Source organism: Thalassotalea litorea (assembly GCF_005843925.1).
Classification (GTDB): Bacteria; Pseudomonadota; Gammaproteobacteria; order Enterobacterales; family Alteromonadaceae; genus Thalassotalea_A; species Thalassotalea_A litorea_A.
The window spans coordinates 36,203-61,638 of the sequence record NZ_VCBC01000005.1; the positions used below are offsets into that span (position 1 = coordinate 36,203).

The window sequence follows — 25,436 nt, forward strand, 5'->3', positions numbered from 1 at the left end:
ATCGGATTTTATTAGGATGGTTTTAGTAGCCAATGAATGGCTACTTTAGAATCCTTATCCCCCTAACAAGGACGACATCAAATTTTGGCTTTCATTCGACAAAATAAAGTGAAATGGATATTCATTTTTCATGTTTGGATTATGGCCTGCCTTTGTTCATCGTATGGTCGTGCAGAGACCATAACGGAAACCTCACTCAAAGCCTTTAGTTATCACCTACAAGAACTTTCATACCAGTCTCCCGATTATCTTTATCCTTTTTTAGCAGACGATTTGATCGTTGAAATTAATCTGGGTTCAAATGCCCAAGGCGTGTCGATGGTGTTTAATAAATCCGAATACATGGCGAGATTAAAGAAGAAGTACCCAGCGAAATCCTATAAAGAGAATTTAAAGTATCTGGATGTCAGGAGCTATGACCATGTTGTCACGTCACCGTCATCCGGCCGATTTAGCATAGTGACTTATTCACGAGCGACACGAGTAAAGACCTGGGGCGTGTATGATATCGAGCAACAGGGTGACAAGTTAAAGATCGTTAAAATCACCGAAGATATGTAACCATTGAAATCGGTTTTACTCTCCAGGCTGGATTGAAGACGCAGTAAATCGTGTCGTTTTTTGTTGTGTTTTGCTTTGTTTTGTTGGTCAATTCTGGTTTGCTGGCAACGGGCCTTAAACATCGGCAATCGCGGCGCCAGCAACTAACTCTAGTTTATTACCACCTTTAAAATGCCAACCGTTTTCGTTCCCCAAAAGAGTCAGTTTACTTTGTTCTAATTTTAACGCCGTTCCTTCAACAATCCCTAAAATCGATGTGTTCGGGTCAACGACCATAAACTCCTGTAATCGCTGTTCACGGGTTTCACCATTGTGTCCAGGTGCGATGTAATCGGTGTAATGGGGGTTGATTTGCACCGGTAATAATTGCAAAGCATCAAAACTTGGCGGTTCAATAATTGGCATATCATTTGTTGTACGAATACTTAGCCCTGCCACGTTCGATCCTGCACTCCAGCCAATATAAGGCGTTCCCAGTTTTACCCTTTGCTGAATGGCCGCAATTAAATCGTTTTCATATAGCTGATGTAGCAGGTGAAATGTATTACCACCACCCACAGCGATTGCTTTTGCATCCATGACTGCCTGCCTGGAGTTTTCGGTTTGATGGATGCCAATCACTTTTATTCCTAACGGTTTTAGCGCCGTTCGTACCATTTGTGTGTATTGATCATAGCTAACCGAAACACCGGCATAAGGAATAAATAAAAGTTCATCGTGCTGTTGAAGGTGATCTTTAATCCAATCCAAGGCGTGTTGCAGATAATCCGATGAACCAACTCTTGAACTGCTTAAAAGCAGTAGTTTTGCGCACATAGTAAACCTTAAGTTTTCTGTAATTCATTAATGGCAGCTTTTGCGAGGAAGCCCGATCGAGTTTTATATTCGGGGTTCGTTGCTACCTGACTATCAATTTTTTTAATCAGTAGTTCTGGCAAGGTAACATTAATCTTGTGACTCTTGCCCAGAAATGGGGTTATGTCGATATCGACAATTGCCCAGATACCGCCTCGAAAGTCATGTTTTCCGACATGGGTTTCAAACGATTGTGGGGTAGGGATCGACTGTCCGTATTCCGCCATCAATGTCAGATGATCTTCAATCGCAAAGAGTATGTCGTCAAGCCCCTTATCCATCGATGAAGCATAGCATTGACAGCCTGGGATATCCGGTACTTGAATAAGGTACTTTTGTTCTTGATTCAAATACAGCAAAACAATGGGATAACGCATAATGTTGCCTTTTATTGCAAAATATTGATAACTCTAACAACTCTCGCCCTTTGATTCAATATAACTCTTATAACTCCATAGGTACCGACACAATAACTCCGACAACCCCAAGTGAGTGCGTACTATGTGTATAACCGCTTATTTTTAGGCGGGAACTTAAACGAAGGATCGGAAAGGATCCTAATTATCACTGAATAACTCCAATACGTACAACCCAAACACCTAGGTGCGCAAAGCAAGCGCGAACAGGGCATGGCAAGGGATCTCGCTGACGAGATTTGCTATTTATTGCGGATTTGATAAATTAAATTTAAAACACGGAATGAAGAATGATCATGAAACGATTTTTGTGGATAACTTTGGTAGTAATTTTTATGGGGTTATTGACCCTGCCATTTTGGTTGAATGAAGAACGACTGGTGCTTAAACCTGCTGAAATTTCTTCCGGTGGTAAAATTGCCCAAACGCAAAGTGGTTTCACCCATTATCAACTGTTTGGGAAAGAACAAGATCCGCTAGTGATACTCATACATGGATTTAGCGTGCCATCCTATACTTGGGATAATACGGTTCCCTATTTGGTTGCAAGCGGGTTTCGAGTGTTAACGTTTGACCTTTATGGGCGAGGTTACTCTTCACGAGATCATAGCCGCTATGACCGAGGCTTATTTATTCGTCAACTCAATGAATTGCTCATCGAATTAAATATCAATGATAAGGTAAGCTTGGTTGGTTTATCGATGGGCGCAGCCATCGTCGGTGGCTACACATCCGAATTTCCTCATAAAGTCAGTAAGGTGGTATTGTTGGCGCCATTTCATCAACCCATCGACATAGGTCCTTTGAAATATCCTTTGCTAGGCGACTACATTGCTTATGGTTTTGTGGTGCCATCGATGGCCGATTCACAGTCAGAGGATTTTGTAGAGCCAGATAATTATCCTCTTTGGAATGAAAAATATAAAAGCCAGATGCAATATGAAGGTTTTCGCTTTGCGTTGTTAGCCACCGCAAGAGATTTTTTACAGACAGATCCCATGGCGGATTTTAGGGCCATTGATCAATTTAGTATTGAAAGTATGTTGTTATGGGGCGCGGAAGATAAAGTTTTTGACATTAAGAATCAAAGTTTGGTCTCTGATGCGCTAGGTAAAACCAATAAAAGTATTACAATTAGTAATGCCGGACACGCACTGCATTTTGAACGGGCCAACGAAGTAAACCCGCTTATTGCTGAATTTTTGTTGTCTTCTGATAATCAAAACGAGACCCGTTCAAGTCTATGAACAAACTTTCTTTCTATTCAGTCGTTTTACTCGCGACAGCAATTTTCTTGCCCGCTGTTAGCAATGCCGGGGATAGGGTCGCCAGTGGTTCGCTCGATACCGTCGAGGCATTTAGCTCGAACTATGTAAAGAGCCGCAGGGTTCAGGTGTGGAAGCCCGAAGGGTATAGCCAAGACACCAAGTATGCGGTGTTATACATGCATGATGGGCAGATGCTGTTTGACAGCAATACCACATGGAACAAACAGGAGTGGGGCGTAGACGAAACGGCAACTGCGCTGATCAAAGAAAAAAAAATACGACCTTTTATTGTTGTCGGCATTGATAATATTAAAGACCTACGTCACAGCGAATACTTTCCTCAAAAGCCATTTGAAAGTCTTACCGAAAACGATAAACAAAGAATTTATAAAGCCGCTCGACAGAACGGTAACAGCGTTTTTTCAAACCAGGTAATCTCCGATCAATACCTTAAATTTTTGGTGTATGAATTAAAACCATACATCGACAAAACGTACAGTGTTCACACCGACAAAGACAACACCTTTGTCATGGGCTCAAGCATGGGCGGTTTGATTTCTGCTTATGCAATGATGGAATACCCATCGGTCTTTGGTGGCGCAGCCTGTTTGTCTACCCATTGGCCCGGTATTTTCACCATGACAAACAATCCAATCCCGTTAGCATTCTACCAATACCTCGATGGTCACTTGCCATCACCAAATAGTCATAAAATCTACTTTGATCATGGTGATCAAACGCTGGATGCGATGTACCCGGATTTACAAAAAGAAGTCGATAAAATTATGGTGAAAAATGGCTATACCCAAAAAAATTGGCAAACCCATGTGTATCCCGGCGATGCGCATTCTGAAAATGCCTGGCGAAAGCGATTAAATGTGCCATTAACCTTTTTACTGGGTCAATAGAAGGTTTGCAATCGTGCAAAATAACACGGAATGGATAATAACAATCGCAGTTTGTTGAAACACACGTCAAAGCAATGGTTATAAGAACGAAGCCGTATACGATATCGGCTTGATATCGGTGCTAATTCAGAACCATTGAAATTATCACCTGCCAGTAAAATGTACTGTACGACAAAGGCCCAGATACGACAAAGGCCCGCAATTGCGAGCCTTTAATCTAAATATGGTCGGGATGGCAGGACTTGAACCTGCGACCTCACGTCCCCCAGACGCACGCGCTACCAGACTGCGCTACACCCCGAATCATGGTTTGCTATGTTAATGATATTCCTTATGAATGCAAACAATAAATGCATCATTGTGTGCAAACGCTTATTTATTATCCGTATAGGATTTGTTAACCCCAATTAAATGCATAATAAACGCGAAGTAAAGTCACAATCACGTTTATTACGGTGGGTTCGATTTGTTAGTTTCGCTAAATTGATTGATAAATTTAACGCCTTCAATCAAACGAGGAAAATCATCGGATTCTGAAAGTACCGTGTCTAACTGGTTTGAGAAGGATTCAAAGTTGCCCTTGTCATCGACAAATACCGTTTTATCTTTTTGAAAAATAACGATTCCGTCTTCGAGTGTGTTTGCCAACACCCGATCAGCCGGCAAATCAAATAAATCTCGGCCGTTAGAATAAGACTTTCTATCAAGATCACAATTTAACCAGCGCTTCATCAACGTTGGCTGAATGTCCATATGCGACGCCAGTTCAGTAATTGCATCACTCGAACGTTGCGGCCACATAACAACTCCTGGTTTTGAGGTAAAACGAGACGCATTGGACTTATTACCCAATGAACTGACCAGAATAATATCCTGCTCGCTTTTTTGTTCCTGCGCTAGCAGTAAAGCGTCACTAAATAACGAAAATTGATAATCCCCAGCTTCAGCGAAATAAAACACATAGAAACCAATAGGCAGGTTGTTGAGCTTTTTGGCGGTCACAAATGACGAAATATCGGCAAAGTAGTGGGTCTGGGTAAATAAATCACTTAGCCAGATTGGCAATGTTTTCACGTCTTCGCCAATGATTGCCAAGGATGTATTTAATTGATTTGCCGCTAACACTTGAAACAGTACAGGCGATTTTTGTTGATCAACAATGCCCGTTTTGTAAACACTTGGCAGACTGTATAACAAATTAAACCAAGCATCATTGGTGGTTGATGCATCCACTTGGTTGGTCACCATAGTACCGCCTTCCGCAGAACGCCTTAACAGACGTTTGGAAAGCTTGCTCGTTAGCGGGGTATCATTCAATAGCATAAATACCGAACGATCAACAGCTGGCAGATCGCGACATTGGTTATCCAACGTTGGATATTCTGGGACATCAACACTAAACGCCATCGGTTGATTACGTTGATTAATATAGCCTTCTTCGTTTACCAGTGAATATTTGGTTAGCAAGGTTTTCGCGGTCGTAGGATAGGACAATGGCAACATATTATCTTGGCGCAAGACACTGTATTCTAACCGCGCGTCCGCCCAGATGTGGGTTAAGTGGCTGATAAAAAAAGCCGTTACCCAAACCAGAGTAAAGTAGCGTCCAATGGTTTTTTGTTGTAATTGTTTCAGATGCTTCCAGGAGTAATTACTGATCACCAGTTCAAATGCTAATATCGCCAATAAAGAAACACCGACAATCCAGTAAAACGGGATCTGATAGTCTCGAAACTGATCTTTTAATAAGCTTAAGATTTTACCACTACTGTCGAGATTCAGATGATAGCCTAACTGACTGTAGCTAATGCTGTCGATGACCAGCAGGGTAAGCACCAGAGTAAATATTATCGACGCCGCACCGCGAATAAAGCGTATTCGAGGAAACAACAAGGTGAGTGGAAATACCAGCAGGACGAACCCTAAAAAGGTAAGAAAAGCCATGTGACTAATCCAGGTGGTCAACATATAGATTGTTGCCACAATTCCATCCGGCGAACCTTCCACGATCAGATAGGTAATGGATATCGCAATCGCGGCAATCACATTAAAGAATGTGAACCAGTGGCCCCAACTAATGAGCTGCAATAATCGTTTACTGTAAGTTGTACTTTCGGTGCTAACCATATTAGTAGCTTCTATTTATTATTATTTTTGGTCAGAAACAGACTGTGTTAGAGCCTGACAGAAGTTGTCCGTTATCGCTTTTCGCTTGTCTGCGGGAACTTGATTATTAATAATCGTCGACAGGCTATTACCCAGACACATAAGCGCCAGATCCGTCGAAACTTCCTGTTCAACAAGTGTGTCCAACAAACTTTGGACAATTTTTTCTACACGTTCATTCGAATACTTAGATACAATAGGCATTATTTTACAAAATTGATGAATTTGAAATTAATTTTAGTTTATCAAAAGCTTCTACAAGATAAAACTGACGTGGACCATGAGTTTAATTATTAATAAAATTGATTTGCGCTTTGTCGCAAAACCTGAGAATGATCCTCAGGTAACGATCACCACAGGTGATGCACCGGTTGCAATCACTCCAAAAATCAACGCCTTCATTGAAGATCTGCATACGATTTATAACGCCAAAGGCTCGAAAGCTTATGGCGGTTTTAAAGAAAATCAGGAACCTTCGGAGCTAAAGCCGTTTCATCACAGCTTTGATGATTACTTAAATGAGCAGTTAGATTTTAATGATTTTTGCGATCGGGTCAGTTCTGGCCTTGCAGCCGAGCTGGAAAAATACGATATGGCGGAAACGGGCTATTTGCTAACCTGTCATTATGAAATGCTTTCCGGCCGTTATCTGTTAGTGGCGATGCTGCCGGTTACCGAACATTTTTATGTAGATGGCGAGCTCAATATTTCATCCGATCAGCATATCGATAGTTCAAAACTTCAGTTAGCGGTTCGTATCGATTTATTCGATTATGCCGACAATGCTGAAAAATTGCGCTACATCTCATTTATTAAAGGTCGCGCTGGTCGCAAAGTTGCAGATTTCTTTCTCGACTTTTTAGGTTGCGAAGAAGGTATTGACCCGAAACGTCAAAGCCAGGTACTGATCAGTGCCGTGGAAGAGTTTGTCAACGTGCAGCAATTGGACGCTGAAGAAAAGCAACAGACTCGTAAAGAGATGCTCAGTTATTGTAAAGAACAACAGACTCTCGGCCAGGATGTAAAACTGCAGGAATTATCACAATCACTACCCAATGAAGATAATGGTGATGCGTTTTATCAATTTTGCCAGGATAACGACTACCCGCTGGAAGAGTCTTTCCCTCATGATCAGGCAACCATTAACAAAGCGACTAAATACTCGGGCTATGGAGCTGGTATCAGTATTAGCTTTGAACGTAGTCACTTTGGTCAGGATGTAGTGTATAATCCTGCCAATGAATCACTGACGATTCATCGCGTACCGCCAAATCTTAAAGAGCAATTGTTAAAGCTGTTATCCAGCGAAGAACAATAGAACTCAGACATTGGCTGCTGCGCCGCGGTATTTTTCTCAACTATAGTTAACCAATGTTTGTCGACGCGAAACGTGAATTTACAATTGGCATTTCATGACACACGCAAAACTTTGATTGGCATATTTAAAGCAATACGGAATTATTAATGACGACTCTTACGATTACTCGACCTGATGACTGGCATGTACACCTTCGCGATGGCAATGTTTTAGAGGATACGGTTAGAGATATTGGCCGCTATTTTGGGCGCGCCATTATTATGCCGAATCTCGTTCCTCCAGTAATGAATACGGATCAGGCGATTGAATATTACGAACGTATTCAACAAGTCAATTCGTCAAAAACGTTTGAACCATTAATGGTGTTGTATCTTACAGACAGCACCACGTCTGACGATATTCGCGCCGCGAAAGCATCTGGTAAAGTCTTTGCCGCAAAACTGTATCCTGCCGGTGCGACGACTAATTCTGCCTCCGGTGTGACCGACATTAAAAACATTTATTCGGTACTGGAAACCATGCAAGAAGAAGATTTACCTCTTTTACTTCACGGCGAGGTTACCGACAGCCATATCGATATTTTTGACCGAGAAAAAGAATACATTGAGCGCATTTTAAAGCCGGTTGTCGCCAAATTTCCGACGTTGCGCATCGTGTTAGAGCATATTACCACCAAAGATGCCGTGGACTTTGTCAATCAAGCGGGCTCAAATGTCGCCGCGACGATTACTGCGCACCACTTACTCTTTAACCGTAACCATATGTTGGTGGGTGGCATTCGCCCTCATTACTTTTGCTTACCTGTGCTTAAACGCAATATCCATCAACAGGCATTGATTGAAGCGGCAACCAGCGGCAGTACGAAGTTCTTTTTAGGGACGGATTCTGCACCGCATACCAAAGAAGCAAAAGAAAATGCCTGTGGTTGTGCCGGTTCGTATACGGCTCATGCCGCCATTGAATTGTACGCGGAAGTATTTGAACAGGAAAATGCCTTGGATAAATTGGAAGGCTTTGCAAGTTTTCACGGTCCGGACTTTTATCAATTACCTCGCAATAATGACTCCATAACCTTAGTTAAAGAGTCCTGGTCTGTCCCGGCGACCATGCCATTTGGTGACGATACCGTTGTCCCGATCCGTGCCGGAGAAGACATTCAATGGCAAGTAAAAGCGTAATCGTGACATGTGCCTAAGCGAAACCAAGGATTAATCATGAGTTTGAAAACCATGCAATTGTTTGTCAATGACTTAACCGTCATTGATTTTTCGTATCTGTGCAAGGATAGGGGAGTTGTCGGTGAAAGCTGGATAGTGGATGTTATTCTGTCTGGCGATTTAAATGCGGAAAGCATGGTGTTGGATTTTGGGATTGTTAAAAAACAAATCAAAGCCATCATCGATGATGCGGTGGATCATAAGTTATTGTTGCCAGGTAACGATCAACACCTCTTCATTGAAGACTCAGGCAGAGATAAACATGTTTACGTAGACTTTTATCCAGAGCACATAAGCAGCATTCACTTACAATCACCAGAATGCGCATTTGCGCAGATCCCAGCAGAAAAAATCACTGAAGAATCAGTTACGCGTTACTTAACTAAGGTGATAAAGGCGCAATTACCGGAAAATGTAAAAGCCATTGAGTTGACGTTACGCCCAGAAGTGATTGATGGTTTTTACTATCACTACACCCATGGACTGAAAAAGCATGATGGCAACTGTCAACGAATTGCCCACGGCCATCGTTCGAAAATCACCTTGTATGAAAATGATATTCGTTCGTTAAGCCTGGAAAAAAAATGGTGCCGCCGTTGGCAAGATATCTATCTGGCAACGAATAGCGATGCTATTGACCAGCAACAAGTCGAATTATCCCAACGTGGACAACAAGATTTAACTGCTGAGCACCAATGCTTTTCTTACTATGCGCCACAGGGACGTTTTGATATCGCCATCAAGGATAATCTTGAAATTGTCGATTGTGACTCAACCGTGGAACTTCTCGCGGATTATATTGCCAGACAATTGCAAGCAAATAACCCAGATAACCGTTATAAAGTTGTGGCGTATGAAGGCGTAGGCAAAGGAGCCATTGGCAATGTATAGAACCCGAACTCACGCTGATGGCATTGGTTTGCGGTACGGTATGAAAAAATATATTCAGGTATTGATCACCAACCCCCTAAAACGCTGTTATCTGCCGAGCCTGTTATTGTTGATTGGCACGTCCCAGTTAAGTCATGCCAATGACAATCTCTTGATCGATCTGCAAGGTGAAGTCATGCAAGGCAGCCTGATGGTAGGTAAAACGCTACCTGGCAACCAGGTCTATTTAGATGATCGGGCATTAAAAGTGTCTCGTCATGGCTTGTTCACGTTTGGCTTTAGTCGAGATGATGAACATAGCTATCAGCTAAAACTCGTTAACGGCGATAAGCAACAAATAAAAACACTAGAACCCGCCAAGCGCGAATACAAGATTCAACGGGTGAATGGGATTGCCAAAAAAATCATGGAGCCAGATCCTAACGATGTCGCAAGGGCCCGAAAAGACAGCAAACAGATTGGTGAAGTGCGCAATATTGCCTCTGACAGCATTGATTTTGCCCATGGTTTCATTGCGCCAAGTAAAGGCAGGATCACCGGTGTTTACGGCAGTCAACGGGTGTATAACGGCAAACCTGGAAATCCCCATTACGGCCTGGATTACGCGGGTAAAACGGGTACTTTGGTGCAAGCACCGGCGGCAGGTATCGTAACGTTATGGGTACCAGATATGTTTTATTCTGGCGGTACATTAGTGATTGACCATGGCCACGGTGTAACCTCTACGTTTTTGCATTTATCCGGCTCTTTAGTGACCGAAGGCGATAAGGTTTTACAAGGTCAGAATGTAGCAAAAATTGGCTCAACAGGGCGTTCAACCGGTCCTCATCTGGACTGGCGAATTAACTGGTTTAACGTCAGGCTAGATCCGGCTTTAGTACTCAAGCTTCCGAATATGCATACGTTTCAATAAACGCATTCATTTATAGGCATAGAGTAAAAAACATAACTATCGGTATCGTTAAATCGTTAAAAAAGGCTGATTAGAAAGGGCGCATTTCTGCCATTTTCTAATCAGCCTTTTCTGTTTTCTCAACACACTTAATTAACGTAATTTTATCTTTTACCAATCCTTCTCTATTTCCAGTCTAATCATTAGCTGCTTTCAATACTGCGTTTTTTACCGGATTTCGCGCGCTCTAAGTGATCGGATTGAACATATACCCGGTCCGTTGTGCCCATACTGGCATGTCCTAGTTCATCGGCCATATGTTTTAGTGGCCTTGAAGCGATATCCATTGAGGCGCCAGTGTGTCTGAGCCAGTGAGTTGTCGCTTGTTTTAGGGTCTGGGCTTCATGGCTAAATCCTTCCTGAGTCATTTGCTCATAGGCATGATCAAAAGCCTGTTGCACAATGCGACGCAATTGACGTGACGTCATGCCACCAAAACCTTTCAATTTGTTCAGTAAAGGGTCCGTTTCTGACGATAAAGGGTAACCATTTAAACCACGATATTGGCGATAACGCTCAAGATACGGTAAAAAACTGTCCGGTACAGAAACATCCCGTTGTTTATTGCCTTTACCAAATACCTTAAACCAATGGTTCTTGTCTTTGTCTGTCCAGAAATGTCCCATGACTGGCGACCAGACAGGGCGCTCGGATAGCTCGGAAACCCGTAGATACAATGTTTTCAGGCAGGCAATTATAAATAAGGTTCGTTCAAAGGTTTCATCGCCATCCGCCAGAGTTTGCGTACTTTGCAGGATATAATCCCATTGCAATGAGGATAAACGTTTAACGTCGACGACAGAGGCATCTTTGATCAGATATGGACTGTCTTTTTTTACCGAGGCAATGGCATTGCCAAAGGCATAATCTTCAGTTACCAGGTAATCATAAAAGACATTCAGTACTGAAAATGTCGCTTTCATGGCATCTTGTGAACACTGGTAGTTGCGTTTCTTATTGTTAAAGTCGATATCATCAAGACGTTGCGATTTTGGGATCTTTATCGTAAATGGTCGCCAGTCAGGGTTAACATGTCGATAACCATTGCGATCTTCAAAGCGACGGTAGACATAACTGGAGATCCAATTGACTGGCGGCTTGTGAACGAAATCAATGTAGGTTTCTAGATCACGGCGTTTTAGCGTAACAATCGATTTACCCGCATATAGCCAAGCCCATAGTAAAAACTTTTCCGTTTCAGAGCGAAATAGATTGTAGGTCGCTTCGTTACGACGTCCTTTAGATTGCAGGAATTCTTTTGTATAGCGGTAATCTTCGAGCGCGCCGTTAACGGTTTGATTGATGGTGTCAACAAACTGTTTTACTGATTGATTGTCTTCACTGAATAATTGATTACGATGCATTTGTTGAAAATTGCGATGAGAATCAAATAAAGGTTCAGCGTTAAAAGCATCTGTGTTCATAAGCATTTATTATTCTTTAAATTGAAAGCCAATAGCTCTTGATTAACAATAACCAAAAGCACAGGTATTGATTAAAGTCATGGTTAACTGAGTGTAAAGCCCATGTTAAATCGTTATACCCTATATGTCCACTAATTAACATTATCGGACATTTGGTAAGGGTAGCTTTGGCGCATACAAGTACTCTGCTGTGTTTACTGTGCCTGAATCCGCGTTAATGTACTTTGTTGTAGTTTTACCGTTTGTTGTAGTTTTGCCGTCTGTACGTTAACGCTTGTCTTATCTGGCTTGTGTCTCTTCGATAAAACACATACGTATGGTTTTTAAACGAGCGCTATGTATAAAAGCATTACGTATACAAGCACCGCATAATTCATTGAATTTTATCAGGAATTCTCTACAAGCTGTATAAATAAAGGGATCTATCATCATTCACCCTATTTTTTACGTGCGCTACGTGCACGAAATTCTGTTTTGCCAGTGATAATCCCCAACAATTCACGTAGAGCGCTGTAAATAATACCCACACCGCTAAGTAAATTTGTGTTTTAGTAAAATGCTTTTGAGCTTAGATTTTAATTGAGGTTTAAATTGAGATTTAAAGCGCAGGACTTTACTGGCAACAACTCTGTTTTCATGGACTTTGATGTGTTTGAGTTTTAACGGCTAAAGATCAATAGCTGGGTCTAAATTCTGGGGTCAGTTTGAATACCGAACCGTCCTCTACCTTGGTTTTTGCCAAACGGTCGCTTTCTGGTTTTTCTGAATTTCCTGATGCTTTAGAGGAATTTACAAATGCGATTCCCCCGCTAAGGATACTTGATAGCGACTCCGTGGTAATGGTCATCCCTGAAAACAAACCCGCGTCGACTTCAACACCACTGACATTATAAAACGTAGATGCGCTGGTAACTAACGATTGGTATTGAGGTTCGATATTGATATAGATCAGGACACCGGTGCCTTGTTGATTCAGTTCACTGCCTAAAACTTTACCAACGGGTATTTGTCGGTAGTAAACATTTTGCTCAGTTGCCACCGAACCTAAGGTCAGCGCCGATAACGTTAAATTCAGCCCTTGCGCTAATTTCTTTACGGTTGGTGCTCGGTCTAAGCCGATAAAACTCGTTACTTGCTCGCCATTACCTGGCACGACACCAAGTTGATTCCCTGACAGCAATGACGATGCATTTTTTATTTGCGTTAAGCCGATGCTAGGTTCGAGTAAATAATATTGGGCGCCTTGTTGAGTCAGGTTTTTAAATGTTTCACTGACTTTTACTTGTAGTTGGGTGTGGGTCAATTGATCTGCCAGTGTTACTTGAGTAACGATCCCGACTTCATGGCCTTGATGAATCAATTTAGCGCCAGCTTTAATATCAACCACGTTATTGAATGTTACGGCAATTAAAGGCCCTTGATATTGACTATGCTGCACCGATTCTAATAACGGATATTGACTAAATTCCTGGGTTTGGACCTTATCTTGTTTCACCGGGTTCACCAGTGAGATCCCACCATTTACAATACGTTCGAGCTTAGACGAAGACACAGAAACGCCGGAAAGACTGGCTTCAATGTGAATCCCGCTGGCAAGATAAAATTCACTATTAGTAAATACCAGGGAATGATATTGAGGCTCAATGCTGATCACAAATTCAAAATACTTGCCTTGTTCTTTTAAGTGCACAGCCTCTACCTGGCCAATGGTGAGATCTTTAAAAATTACCGGCGAACCCGCGACTAATCCATGGGACTGTTGATTTGTCAAAATCAACTGCAAGCCAGGTAAACCGGCACTAAAGTGCCCTCCTTTGGCCAATATTTCATAGTCTGACGCATATTCACCATTACCAGGGATCACTTCAAGGAAACTGCCTGACACGACAGCGCCGAGTTGTTTTGCACTTAATCCCGCAGTCACTAGCCGGATCTGACTATGCTCTCGAAATAGAGTTTTGAATCTGCCATCATAGTCAACGGTTAGCTGCATCTGATTGACCGCGTCGTTTAACTCGACCTTTTTCACCTTACCGATTTCAAGGTTACCGTATTTTAAAACCGTAAAATCGGAATAGACATCAAGGATCCCTGGGAAATTTAACGTTAACGATTGATTTAGGCGAGAATCTTGTTTGGTGTTGGCTAAGTTAAATTCAAAACCATCACCCAGACGCGGCTCTCCGACAAAGGAGTCTGTCGCAAAACCGATCCCTCCAACAAACATATTAGTTAGCGTGCTCGCATGTACCTTCACCTGCGGTAAGCGTGCCTGGATATCCAGACCACCGAGTTTAAAGAAGCGACTGCTTTTATTCACCAGATACTCATATTCCGGGCGAATAAAAATGTGTACCGAAAAGCTTTGCTTATCCTCATTTAATTCATGATCTTGTACTGAGCCAACAGGCATGTTTCGGTAAAAAACCGGGGTGTCGAATGTTAACGAATCAATGTTCTTGGTCTGCAGTTGCAGGTGTAAACCCGGCTCTTCGTAACTTAACGGTGGCGGTTGAGAAAGTACATTAAATTCACGGGTTGGCTCTCCGCTTCCTAAACGAAACGACACATAAGGCCCACTCAGCAATCTGTCCATATTAGAAATACCAGAAAAACTAATATTGGGTTTCACTAGCCAAAATTGCATCCCTGATAATAAATAAGGCTCAAGTCTTGGGTCAAAATTGACACTCGCGATTAGTCCGCCTTGTGCCTGGTTGTACGTAAAGTCTTCAACAACGCCGAGCTCGACCCCTTCAAAAATGACTTTCGTTTCACCAGCTTTAACCCCACTATTTTGAGGGAAATTCATGGTGACCTTGATACCTGCTTGGGCGGCATCAAAATCATCATAAAGATTAAATTTGGTATAGTTTTCTACGTCGGGAAATTCTTTATTTGTTGTCGGTGTATGAAACGCAATGCCACCACTAATAATCGACGATAAGGATTCGGTTCGAACTTTAAATCCGGACAAATCGCCGCTAACCTCGACACCACTGGCGTTATAAAATCGACTATTAAACTTAACAAGTTGTTGGTATTTTTCATCGATGAGCAACTTGATTGCCACATAACCATTTTCTTGAACTAATTGGTAGTCATAGACTTCACCAACCCGTATTTGTTTGTAATAGATACCACTACCACGATTTAACGAGCCAAGGCTTTGGGCATGCAATGTAATATGCAAGCCAGGGGTGTCTACAGGAATAGCCGGAGGCGAATCCAGAGCATAAAATTCTCGTATTCTTTGGCCATCAGATGCGGGTAACATTTCAAAATAGTTACCTGTAATGACCGTTTCCAATCCAGAAACCCCTGACAGACTAATTTCTGGTTTGACTAACCAAAATTGAGAGTTTTGATTAAGGTATGGCTTGGTTGAACGATCCATTTCGATATTGACCGTAATCACATCCAAACCGTCTTTAATCGATAAATCCCTTACCAGACCGACGGGTAGCCCTTTAAATCGTACCTCTGTTTTTTGTTCGACAATACCTTCCGCATCTTTAACATAGATTTTGATATCAATGCCAGATTGATAATAGGCCTGAACAATTAAATAGGTGGCGATTATGGCGGCAAGGATCGGCAGTATCCAGATAAAGGAAATTTTGGGACGCGGCTCGACTATGGCCTGATTGTTTCGGCGTTTGTTTTGATTATCGTTCATCCGTGCCCCGCTCATCCCATAACATCTTAGAATCAAAACTCGCAGCTGCGAAAATACTGAGCAAAACCATTATGCCAAACGCAGTTGCGCCAGGACCGGCGACGACTTCTAAAACGTTACCAATTTCGACTAAGGACACCAGAATCGCGACGACGAAGACATCCAGCATCGACCACGGGCCAAACATTTCAATGTAACGATACATGTGTGATCGATGTCGTCGTGATATCCGTGACGGAAATTTCACTGAGTATAAGAGGTAAATCAAACCAATAATTTTCGCTAACGGAAAAATAAAACTGGCGATAAAAACAATGGCAGCAATCGGGATCATGCCATTTTGAAACATATATAGCGTACCGGAAAGAATCGTATCCCCCTGACCTTTGCCAAATTGCAAAATGGTCATGATGGGATATAGGTTTGCGGGAAAAAAGGCAATGATCGAGCATAGGGTCAATGCCAGCGTTTTTTGAAAAGCTAATGGCTTGCGCTGCTGCAATTTCGAGTTGCATCGTTCACACAGATTATCGATTTTTGGGTTGAAAGGGTTTACCCAGTGGCACGTATCACACGTTGCGAAGTGATTCGCTTTGCCATTTTGCGTAAAATCTACGGATTCAAGGTTAATCATTGATCACCACCTTGTTCCAAAGTAACTCTTTATCAAAACTAAGCTTCAATGCTACGATGCTCAGCATAAATAGTATGTAGCTAACTAACCCCAGATCAAAAAACAAATCCGCATCCGCTCTGAGTTTAAATATCGACACCAGAATGCCAATCATAAACACTTCAAGCATTTCCCAGCTATCTATCTTCTGATAAAACTTAATGAGCGGCATATAACTGTTGCGCTTGATTTGATCCATTTTGATTTGCAGCCCTAATATAAGCGCAATAACCAGCTTACCAATGGGGGCGAAAATACAAAAAAAGCACGTTACCACGGCCACAAAATAGAGTTCATTCAACCAAAGCGCATAAACCGCAGATGACAAACTCACTGTACTGTTAATGCTAAACATCTTCATTGACATAATTGGCAAAAAGATTGCTGGTACCGACAGAATAAGGCCTGCTATCGCAATAGCAACGCTACGGTTTACTGGGTTAGGCTTTCGATATAGGACAATATGACGACACTGCCGACAACGGGCTTGCTGACCTTCTTTTAAGACAGGGTAAGGCATAAGATTGTCGCACTCGCGACAAGCCAGTATTGTGGGTTTTGTTGTGGTGGCTGCTGTCATTATTATTGTAATTTGCTAGAGAAAAACAAAAATTAACGAATAAGAAGCACCTTGATCTGGTTGTATTTATTCTTATCCTATTACCTAACCATATAAGGAAACAGGATATTTTCAAATTTACAGGCCAGTTAATTGACGATTTTCGCCTTTAAATGGTATTTAATTTATCACCGACGTTGGATGATCCACCAGTTGAAGCTCTGCTGTCCTCCCCATGGCGTTATATGATCCTGCTGCCAGTGCTCAACACACTGAAAGGGACCAAGTTCAGACGCGTCAAGATACTCAATCAGTTGTTGATGACTGTAGCGCTGTACCGGTAGATTTGAACACTGTTGCGGACCATTTTCAGCAAATGTTGCCAGCACCCAGTATCCCTGCTTTTTTAAGCTCGTCGCTACCTTGTTGATATAATTTTTTCTTTGCCCCGCTTCAGTCATAAAGTGAAAGACCGCTCTATCAATCCAGCAATCCACGGTGTTTAAAGCGGTGGACTGCCAATGGCTTTCAGGCGCGCTTAAATCTAGTTCCTGATACTTGCAGGTGTGACTGAAAAGGCCGCTTTGACGATGGTTTATTTCTAAACATTGTAATGCTTGTTTTGAGATATCGATTAGGGTCAGGTTTTGATAGCCGTTCTGTAAGGCATGCTTTGACCAGTCTGATATACCACAACCCGCTTCAACGATATAAGCCGATTTGTTTAAATTTAATCGTTCAAATGCCAAATAAGCGGTATCGGTATTGGTTTGCGACCAGCTCATTTGCTGCGCTTGTTTATGGCTAAATACCTGTTGCCAATGCTCGCGATTACTCATTGATAATTTTTATGTATTGTTCTGGGAAACTTACCTGAATGGTATCACGATAATGGACATCGGGGATAAACTCAGCGATAACTTCAACCACAGAGGGAACCTGGAAGTGCCCTATTTTCGTTGCTGGTAGTGGATAGTAGACAAAAGCTTTAACCGTTTTATCTGAAATTTTGAGTAGGCAGGGACAAAACGCAAAGGATTCTGCAGCGAATTGTGGGTGCCACTTTATGTCGTGCAGACAATGCCAGTATGATACCCAGGTCAATATATTAGGACTTAACTCCAGATTCAGTGTACCGGCATAGCAATTTTGAAACGGTAAGCCCTGTTGACAAAAAATGGGGAGTTGCAACTCAAGACTGCCGGCGCCATAGGGATTGTCCGCAGAAAGCCCCGATGCGATTTGATAACCACGGACGACTTTCGCGGGATACCATTTTGGGTTTTTTGGATGACTAATTTGATGATCGTGCATAATAAAGGGAAACCTGAGTTTCCCTTTATTTTAACCGAGATTGTCGATTTTGCGGCTCGCTCTATTTTTTGTCGACCAGCAAGTCCATGATATTTGATAAATCTTTTTTGCCGTTAATGATTTCATCTGGGGTCAACCCGGATAGTTCATGGGGGAAAACAAGCCATTCATCGGAGTCATGTACATAATAGTCCGGCTTGATATCCACTTTCGAATTTTGAGGTTTGTACCAAGGGCAGGCAACGCGAATATCTTTTGGCGTATTTAGCCTCATCAGCTCTTGTATTTGCTTGATCAGTGCATCGATACTGCGACCCGAATCGAAAACATCATCAACAATAAGCAATCCGTCATCAGCATTGGCATTTTCAATCAAATAATGCAAACCATGAACTTTAATTTCTTTAGATTGTTGGTTAATGCCGTAATAGGACGATGTGCGTACCGCAATATGATCCGTTTCGACTTGCTTGAAATCAAAATACTCCTGAACGGCAATCCCAATTGGGGCACCACCGCGCCAGATGCCGACAATAAACTGCGGACGGAAACCGTCATCAAAAACTTGAGCGGCAACGCGGAAAGAATCTTCGAGAAGTTCTTGAGCACTAATAAATTTTTTATCCATTCTATGCCTCTTGGATAACAACCTGAATAAATTAGGTGTCAATGAAAGAAATTAGATTTGTTTGGCTCTGAGCCGCCGCCAGTCATTGAGTAATAAACGTGATAATTTGAAGACAACCTCTAACAATGTAGAACCTACCCCAAACTTATAAACCGAATATCAAATGAATAAAACCAGATGCGATAAACGATGCGACGTCGAGTTAACTGACAATTATAACGGATTTTAAAAGCAAAAGTATCCGCTTAGATAAAAACTTATCAATTGGCTGCTACTTGTTTCTTTGGTTGTAGGTTTTGATCTAACTGCATAATTAATTGCGCGATCGAGCGGATCCCAAACTGGTAAAAATCTGCATTAATCGAGGCCAAGGTGTCTGTTTGCTGATGATAGTCTTTGTGGTTTTCACCGGTAATAAATAAATACGGCACCCCAACTTTGAAAAATTCATAGTGGTCACTTGCTCGATGCAAATCAATTTTGCCGCGTGAGACACTTCTTTTATCCGTAAATAAGGTTCTACGGGGTTTAAAAGGAACCATCACGTTGGCATTGGTTCGTTCAACAATAGCGGCGAAATCAGGCCAGCGCCGGGTTCCAGTTAACCAGTAATGACGGTTGTTATTTCCATGACCAACCATGTCTAAGTTCACATTAACTCGAAATTGTTCAATAAGGTGAGGATTGTCGTGAATAAAACTTTTCGCCCCATATAAGCCATGTTCCTCTCTGTCGATGGCAATAATGATGACGCTATGACGTAGTTGCACTTTATCTAAACATTGAGCTAAAGCTAAAATTGCCGCCGTTCCTGATGCATTGTCATCGGCCCCATAATAGGTTTTATTGGAATTTGTGCCAAGATGGTCATAATGCGCGGTTATTGCAATAAAACCAAGATTTGGCTGCAATCCTTTGCGACTGACATACCAGTTGACCCCGGTTTTTTCATTGAAGTGACTTTGGTAAATAAATTCCTGACGTGTTAACCGATATGAGCTTAAGCTAACGAAGGTTTTTTCGATGTAATTTTGGGCGAGTTTATGACCTTTCTGACCTGGTCCTCGGCCAGCCATCTCTTCAGAGGCAAGCTGATTGAGATGATTCCAGGCAACCGAACCTATATTGGTGCAGGCTAGCACTGTGAACGTTGAAAAAAGTAAAAGGAAACCAATTAGCAGTCGATTTAACATTGCGATTTCGCTAAAGCTTACTTAGCAGGCGCAATTTTTGTGCATATTTTTCTTCAACATCGGGAAATTCAGCGTTGTTTTTAGCTTTGTTGAGATACCGTTCACTCAGTTCATATTCGCCTAGTTTCAAATACGCTTTTGCCAGTCCAAAATAAAACTCATCTTCTTTTGGTTGCATTTCACTGGCTGTGATGTAGTGACTTATGGCTTTTTTGTACATCCCATTGTGATACGCTTCGTCGGCTAGCACGGCGTGATAGTATGGGTTGGTAGATCTTATGTTGGTGATAAATTCACTGATTTCTTCTGACTTTTCGGTATTGCCAATTTCGCGCAGCAAAATGCCTAAGTTATTCCAGGCATTGTAGTTAGCCTGATCCATCGTAATCGCCCTTAAATAACTCTCGCGGGCGAGGTTTTCATACTTATGAATTTTATATAAATACCCTAAATTCCCCCAGACTGCACTGTATTGAGGGTCGGATTTTAGCGCGGCTTTAAAATAGGCATAAGCTCTAGGAAAGTCAGCCTGGGTTAGTGCTGTAGCGCCTAGGTTGTTATAAAACATTGAAGTGACGCGCTTTTTACTGATCACGTTTCTGGCAAAATGCTTTTTCACGATAAAAGGGTCAAAGTCAATGGTTGTTGCTTGTTGCCCCCAAATGGTTTGAAAACGGCTTCTATCATCTCCAACAACGACTAAGTTCACATGACGACTCAACATATTAAAACTGCCCTGCCGTACCCAGTACTCAGGGATCATCACTTCCTGAAAATTGATTTTTAAGTTTGCTTCTTTTGCCAGTGCATAGGCAAGAATGGTTAAAGACAGGCAATTTGCCGATTGTTGTTCAAAGGTTTGCTGAGCCGTTAAGTTTGCGCCCTGATTGTAGAGCAAGCCTGTCGCTGAACGTTTAAATAACTTGGATAATAGTGCTTCAGCACGTTGTTTTGGATCTTCGATACGCAATAAGTTGTAATGCACAAACTCCTGCATTTCTTGATTAAGGGCGTAGATTTCTCGTTCGCTTTCTACGTTAATGGATTTGTGACCTGGAAATGAGTCCTGATGAATGAGAAGAGACGTTGGCATTTTATTCGATTCGACCTTAGGAACCGTATTGCAGGCACTCACCAGTAATGCCAAGCTCAATAAAACGAAACGTACAATACATGCATAAAAACACTTTCTCATAATGCCTCCTGCCTATCATTACTTAAGCATAAGCAATTTTTACTTTATTTACCTCTATCTAGCGCCTTCCTTCATAAATGCTTACAGATAAATCGTAATTACCGGCTTTCACATGTAAACAAATTGTCTTTTCGGGGTGTTAGGTTAAGGAAAATGGAGGATAGTCTCGCGGTAATAAACAACCATTACCTATCCGATGTTCCTCCATAAATGCAGTACTTAATATTGACGACTACTCACAACAGTCATTGGTGAAGTAAGCGGCGAACGCCAGCGTACCTAAGGTGAAATATATCGCAAGAAGCGCAGAAATGACTTTAAAGATCAGGTGTGTCGATGAGGTGACAGCACTATATGCAATGGCCCCAAACAAGATTGTTAAAAGTAAGAAAACCAATGACTTGGATAAATTTTGATTTTTAATAAGCGGTTCAGCATCCCCTTGAGAACGTTCATTAGTATAATAGGACGCATAGGCTAGCGAGCTTAGGGTAAAACAGACAGCCAACAGTACAAACACGATTTGCATAACCACAATCGCAGACGTTGTGACCGAATTCGCCGCTAACAGTACAAATAAGACTGCCACCGGAGCGCACACCAAAGCGCGAAATAAATTTTCATTTTGGATTAGAAGTTCATTGTTATTGGTCGCCATACGACTTCCCCTTTTTTGAAAGTACTTTTTTAATTATTATGGAATGATCGTTTAAAATCATCTGACTGTTTATTATTTATACACGAGTTGATGGTTTTTAAAACTAAAAAAGGGAGTTTTTTTATTAGGTTATTTATTTTCACTGGGTGGCGAGCAAATAACCGACAACAATTTCAGCGTTAAGTTGGGGTAAGTGAAAAGATGCACAGATGATTCCATGCCATGAACACCGTATGCTCCCTATCTGAGTTTGTTTTAATATATAGAAGATTTAGCTTTTTGTTTGCTGTTTGCTGTTTGCTGTGTGTTGAGGGAATCAAAAGTTTTGATTCATTAGATGCTTAATTCGCACTTTCGAATAAAATTAATTAATTTTTCATGCTTGCTAATAAAAAATCTACCGCCACTTTTACTTTTGGGACTAAATAACGCTGTTTTTGATACAGTAAATAGACTGCCATATCAGTGTGTTGGTTAATGCCTAACTCATGTTCAAACGTTAACTCCTGTAATTCACCTGTTTGAATATAAGATGCTAAGGCCCAGCGAGTAGACATTAGTATCCCCTGTCCTTGGCAAGCTTTTTTTATTAACCATTGACCATTATTTGACACCGCAACCGTTCGCCCGGTGACATCATGCCACTGGCCATCAATTTTGCACAACCACGGTGTTGGACCTGATGGAGTCCGAAAATATAAGCCGTCGTGCTTACGTAACTCAATCGCATTTTGTGGTACACCGTGTTTTGCCAGATAGGCAGGTGCAGCGACAGGGATAAAACGGTTGTCCATTAATTTTTTAGCCAATACCCGCTCGTTCGGTGCATAACCACCTCGAATGGCAATGTCTACTTCGTCACGCCCTAACATCGATAGCTCATCACTTAAACTAACATCTAGCACAATGTCTGGATACTGTTCACTAAAGGCATCTAACAAAGGCATTAATATACGCTCCCCAAACCCCACCATTGAACTAATACGTAAACGCCCCTTTGGCGTAGTTTGATAACTACGCACCGTTTCATTGCTTAGCTCGAGTTGATTCAGGATATTCTGAACATCGTTGTAATAAATTCGACCCACTTCAGTGAGTTTCACGACCCGGGTTGAACGTTTTAATAGAGTCGCTCCCAAACTTTTTTCTAAGTCAGCAACGCGACGCGATAGTGATGAAGGTGGCACCGAAAACATACTAGCCGCTTTAGTAAAGCTGCCAGTCTCTGCTACCTTGATGAAGTAACGTAGTGCCCGAAGTTGATCCATAGCCACTCTCCATTGCTAAGCTTAGGTACATTATTGTCTAAATAACAATAGTGTTTAGCATTCTACCCTATATATACCCATTTAAAACACAGTAATAATATGTCCGACTTAAATGTTGAAAAGTTAGGTTGAACATTGAATGCAAAACTTAATAAACCTTTACCCCTAGGATAGGACACAGATAGATGATCATTTTGCACGGGTTTGCCGCCAGTAACTATTACAACTTAGTGAAACACGTACTGTTATACAAAGAGATCCCTTTTCAGGAAAACCTGATTTATAGTACAAGTGACAAATTATTGACCATAAGCCCAGCGGGGAAAGTACCGGCAATAACCACCGCTAATGGCCACCACATATCCGAATCGAGCGTTATTTGTGATTTTATCGAGGAAGCTTATCCTGCCAAACCGCTCTATCCTGCTGAGGCTGGTGAACGGGCAACGGTGCGTCAAATCATGAAAATAGCAGAACTTTACTTGGAGCTACCGAGCCGACGACTTATTCGCTATGCGCTTTCAGGTACTGCTGCACCTGAAGCTCTTCAAGATGAAGTGCGCCAGGTATTAAATCGAGGCATTGGTGCTATGCAGCGCTTATGCCAATTTTCTCCCTGGATCGCGGGTAAACAACTCACGATGGCCGACATCTATGTGTATTACGTAAACACAATTGTCGACTCGTTTGCCTCATCTCAACTAAATTGGGATATTCTCGACGAAATTCCAGGTATGAAAGAGTGGCACAACTCGATGAGTAAATCGGCGATTGCTAAATCAGTAGACGCTGACCGCGCGGCAAACATGCCTGAGTTTATGAAATACGTAAAAGAGCAAATAGCACAGGCTAAGACCGAAAGAAATTCACCACCGTAACGACGTTAGATATACGTTTATTATTCACAGAATATAATCAGCAGTCCAGCAAGGCTGATTTGGTTAATGTATTTTTGCAGGAGCAAAACCCTATGTCAGATACAAACTTACAACTTACTTCCACCATTAGCGAAGACAATACACTGCAACTTGCACTTAAATATATCGAGATCCCACAACCCGGTGCAGATGAAGTAGTGATTCGTATTGAAGCGGCACCACTTAATCCTTCTGATTTAGCCGTTATGTTTGCGGCTGCCGATATGACAACAGCTCGCCAAACAGGCAGCGCACAAAGCCCGGTGCTCAACGCCGATGTACCTGCTCAAAATATGTCTTCTGTAAAAGCTCGTGTTGGTAAATCTATACCTGTCGGTAACGAGGGCGCAGGGACTGTTGTTGCTGCCGGATCTTCATCTGCTGCCCAAGCTTTAATGGGTAAAACGGTTGCGGTAATCGGTGGAGGTACATTTCGCCAGTACCTATGTGCTAACGTACAAAATTGTTTAGAACTTGAGCCAGGTACCACCGCAAAAGAAGGAGCATCATCTTTTGTGAATCCGCTCACTGCATTAGCAATGGTAGAAACAATGCGAGCTGAAGGCCATACCGCTATTGTGCATGCGGCTGCAGCTTCTAACCTTGGACAAATGCTAAACCGTATTTGTATCGCCGATGGCATTGATTTAGTCAACATTGTACGTAAGCCAGAACAAGAAACATTGCTGCGCAATATGGGCGCTAAATACGTGGTTAATTCTAGTAGCGACAGTTTTTATGACGATTTAACTGCCGCACTAATTGAGACTGGAGCTACGATCGCCTTTGATCCAATTGGTGGTGGTACGTTAACAAGCGACATCCTTACCTGTATGGAAGCGGCAGCATCACGTGATATGGCTGAGCACAGCGTCTATGGCTCTGATACCTATAAACAAGTGTATATTTATGGAGCTCTGGACCGTGGACCTATTACCCTTAACCGTAATAACTTTGGCTTTGCCTGGGGAGTAAACGGATTTTTGTTATTTAACGTCTTAGGCAAGCTTGGAATTGAAACCACTATCGCCATGCGTAAGCGTGTTGCTGCTGAAATTACAACGACATTTGCCAGTCACTACACACATGAAGTGTCGTTAGCACAAGTATTGCAACTGGAATCATTAGGTGCCTATGCCAAACAAGCCACAGGTGAGAAGTTTTTAGTTTTACCACAAGGCTAAACCCAGGATGTTATAAACATGGATGTTTTGTATGTCTTCATTCCATGGATGGTTTAAATGAAGACGATAAACCCAGGATGTTTTTTATGCCGCCACGCCATGGATGGCGCAAAAGCAAGAAAGCCCGCAATTAGCGGGCTTTCAAAAAGTGGCGGTGAGATAGGGATTTGATAAAATACCTCCATGTATTTT

Annotated in this window: 24 protein-coding genes and 1 tRNA gene; 9 read left to right on the forward strand and 16 right to left on the reverse strand. The window is 42.0% G+C overall.

Annotated features, from left to right (window positions below):
* Nucleotides 1-141: 141 nt before the first annotated feature.
* Nucleotides 142-561, forward strand: coding sequence for a hypothetical protein (locus FE810_RS05525; protein WP_138319056.1), 420 nt, complete (start codon nt 142-144; stop codon nt 559-561).
* A gap of 114 nt (nt 562-675) precedes the next feature.
* Here FE810_RS05525 and pepE read toward each other — a convergent pair whose 3' ends face one another.
* On the reverse strand, nt 676-1,377 hold the full coding sequence (gene pepE, locus FE810_RS05530; RefSeq protein WP_138319057.1) for a dipeptidase PepE: 702 nt from the start codon (nt 1,375-1,377) through the stop codon (nt 676-678).
* A gap of 8 nt (nt 1,378-1,385) precedes the next feature.
* A complete protein-coding gene (locus FE810_RS05535; RefSeq protein ID WP_138319058.1) occupies nt 1,386-1,793 on the reverse strand; it encodes a type II toxin-antitoxin system HicB family antitoxin in 408 nt (135 codons plus the stop codon).
* Between the two features lie 335 nt (nt 1,794-2,128).
* On the opposite strand from FE810_RS05535, the gene FE810_RS05540 reads away from it, so the two are divergent.
* Both FE810_RS05540 and FE810_RS05545 read left to right on the forward strand, forming a co-directional pair.
* Complete coding sequence (locus FE810_RS05540; RefSeq protein ID WP_171022272.1) at nt 2,129-3,079, forward strand: alpha/beta fold hydrolase; 951 nt, start codon at nt 2,129-2,131, stop codon at nt 3,077-3,079.
* Nucleotides 3,076-4,008: an alpha/beta hydrolase gene (locus FE810_RS05545; protein ID WP_138319060.1), complete on the forward strand. Its 933-nt coding sequence runs from the start codon at nt 3,076-3,078 to the stop codon at nt 4,006-4,008. Before FE810_RS05540 ends, FE810_RS05545 begins: the two co-directional genes overlap by 4 nt.
* A gap of 224 nt (nt 4,009-4,232) precedes the next feature.
* Here the strand turns inward: FE810_RS05545 and FE810_RS05550 are convergent.
* From FE810_RS05550 to FE810_RS05560, 3 genes are all read right to left on the reverse strand, one after another.
* Nucleotides 4,233-4,309: transfer RNA gene (locus FE810_RS05550), tRNA-Pro, on the reverse strand.
* A 149-nt stretch (nt 4,310-4,458) separates the two neighbouring features.
* The gene (locus FE810_RS05555; protein ID WP_138319061.1) at nt 4,459-6,135 is read right to left on the reverse strand and encodes a DUF3413 domain-containing protein; all 1,677 of its coding nucleotides are present in this window, start codon (nt 6,133-6,135) and stop codon (nt 4,459-4,461) included.
* Nucleotides 6,136-6,156: 21 nt separating this feature from the next.
* On the reverse strand, nt 6,157-6,378 hold the full coding sequence (locus tag FE810_RS05560; protein WP_138319062.1) for a YejL family protein: 222 nt from the start codon (nt 6,376-6,378) through the stop codon (nt 6,157-6,159).
* A gap of 76 nt (nt 6,379-6,454) precedes the next feature.
* Here FE810_RS05560 and yejK point away from each other — a divergent pair, with 76 nt between their 5' ends.
* The 4 genes from yejK (at nt 6,455) to FE810_RS05580 (ending at nt 10,513) form a co-directional block, all read left to right on the forward strand.
* Nucleotides 6,455-7,492 (forward strand): nucleoid-associated protein YejK, encoded by a 1,038-nt coding sequence (yejK, locus tag FE810_RS05565; RefSeq protein WP_138319063.1) that lies wholly within the window; start codon nt 6,455-6,457, stop codon nt 7,490-7,492.
* Nucleotides 7,493-7,638: 146 nt separating this feature from the next.
* Nucleotides 7,639-8,670, forward strand: coding sequence for a dihydroorotase (pyrC, locus tag FE810_RS05570; RefSeq protein ID WP_138319064.1), 1,032 nt, complete (start codon nt 7,639-7,641; stop codon nt 8,668-8,670).
* 51 nt (nt 8,671-8,721) lie between these two features.
* Complete coding sequence (locus FE810_RS05575) at nt 8,722-9,600, forward strand: 6-pyruvoyl trahydropterin synthase family protein (RefSeq protein ID WP_138319296.1); 879 nt, start codon at nt 8,722-8,724, stop codon at nt 9,598-9,600.
* On the forward strand, nt 9,593-10,513 hold the full coding sequence (locus FE810_RS05580) for a M23 family metallopeptidase (protein ID WP_246036921.1): 921 nt from the start codon (nt 9,593-9,595) through the stop codon (nt 10,511-10,513). Before FE810_RS05575 ends, FE810_RS05580 begins: the two co-directional genes overlap by 8 nt.
* A 182-nt stretch (nt 10,514-10,695) precedes the next feature.
* Here FE810_RS05580 and FE810_RS05585 read toward each other — a convergent pair whose 3' ends face one another.
* From FE810_RS05585 to FE810_RS05635, 11 genes are all read right to left on the reverse strand, one after another.
* A complete protein-coding gene (locus FE810_RS05585; RefSeq protein WP_212744476.1) occupies nt 10,696-11,982 on the reverse strand; it encodes a tyrosine-type recombinase/integrase in 1,287 nt (428 codons plus the stop codon).
* A gap of 667 nt (nt 11,983-12,649) precedes the next feature.
* A complete protein-coding gene (locus tag FE810_RS05590) occupies nt 12,650-15,655 on the reverse strand; it encodes a PqiB family protein (RefSeq protein ID WP_171022273.1) in 3,006 nt (1,001 codons plus the stop codon).
* On the reverse strand, nt 15,645-16,289 hold the full coding sequence (locus FE810_RS05595; RefSeq protein ID WP_138319066.1) for a paraquat-inducible protein A: 645 nt from the start codon (nt 16,287-16,289) through the stop codon (nt 15,645-15,647). The genes FE810_RS05590 and FE810_RS05595 overlap by 11 nt, the downstream gene beginning before the upstream one ends.
* Nucleotides 16,282-16,848 (reverse strand): paraquat-inducible protein A, encoded by a 567-nt coding sequence (locus tag FE810_RS05600; RefSeq protein ID WP_171022274.1) that lies wholly within the window; start codon nt 16,846-16,848, stop codon nt 16,282-16,284. Before FE810_RS05600 ends, FE810_RS05595 begins: the two co-directional genes overlap by 8 nt.
* 227 nt (nt 16,849-17,075) lie before the next feature.
* The gene (locus tag FE810_RS05605) at nt 17,076-17,726 is read right to left on the reverse strand and encodes a class I SAM-dependent methyltransferase (protein WP_138319068.1); all 651 of its coding nucleotides are present in this window, start codon (nt 17,724-17,726) and stop codon (nt 17,076-17,078) included.
* Nucleotides 17,719-18,201, reverse strand: a complete 483-nt coding sequence (locus FE810_RS05610) for a hypothetical protein (protein ID WP_138319069.1) — start codon at nt 18,199-18,201, stop codon at nt 17,719-17,721. Before FE810_RS05610 ends, FE810_RS05605 begins: the two co-directional genes overlap by 8 nt.
* 61 nt (nt 18,202-18,262) lie before the next feature.
* Nucleotides 18,263-18,829, reverse strand: coding sequence for a phosphoribosyltransferase (locus FE810_RS05615; RefSeq protein WP_138319070.1), 567 nt, complete (start codon nt 18,827-18,829; stop codon nt 18,263-18,265).
* Nucleotides 18,830-19,089: 260 nt separating this feature from the next.
* Nucleotides 19,090-20,022, reverse strand: a complete 933-nt coding sequence (locus tag FE810_RS05620) for a M28 family peptidase (protein WP_138319071.1) — start codon at nt 20,020-20,022, stop codon at nt 19,090-19,092.
* Nucleotides 20,023-20,032: 10 nt separating this feature from the next.
* Nucleotides 20,033-21,217 carry a tetratricopeptide repeat protein gene (locus tag FE810_RS05625; RefSeq protein ID WP_138319072.1) on the reverse strand — a complete coding sequence of 395 codons (1,185 nt, stop codon included), beginning with the start codon at nt 21,215-21,217 and terminating at the stop codon, nt 20,033-20,035.
* Between the two features lie 232 nt (nt 21,218-21,449).
* Nucleotides 21,450-21,875: a hypothetical protein gene (locus FE810_RS05630; protein WP_138319073.1), complete on the reverse strand. Its 426-nt coding sequence runs from the start codon at nt 21,873-21,875 to the stop codon at nt 21,450-21,452.
* A 368-nt stretch (nt 21,876-22,243) separates the two neighbouring features.
* Nucleotides 22,244-23,143, reverse strand: a complete 900-nt coding sequence (locus FE810_RS05635) for a LysR family transcriptional regulator (RefSeq protein WP_138319074.1) — start codon at nt 23,141-23,143, stop codon at nt 22,244-22,246.
* Nucleotides 23,144-23,328: 185 nt separating this feature from the next.
* Here FE810_RS05635 and FE810_RS05640 point away from each other — a divergent pair, with 185 nt between their 5' ends.
* Complete coding sequence (locus FE810_RS05640) at nt 23,329-24,021, forward strand: glutathione S-transferase family protein (protein WP_138319075.1); 693 nt, start codon at nt 23,329-23,331, stop codon at nt 24,019-24,021.
* Between the two features lie 92 nt (nt 24,022-24,113).
* The gene (locus FE810_RS05645; protein WP_138319076.1) at nt 24,114-25,244 is read left to right on the forward strand and encodes a zinc-binding dehydrogenase; all 1,131 of its coding nucleotides are present in this window, start codon (nt 24,114-24,116) and stop codon (nt 25,242-25,244) included.
* Nucleotides 25,245-25,436 lie beyond the last annotated feature (192 nt).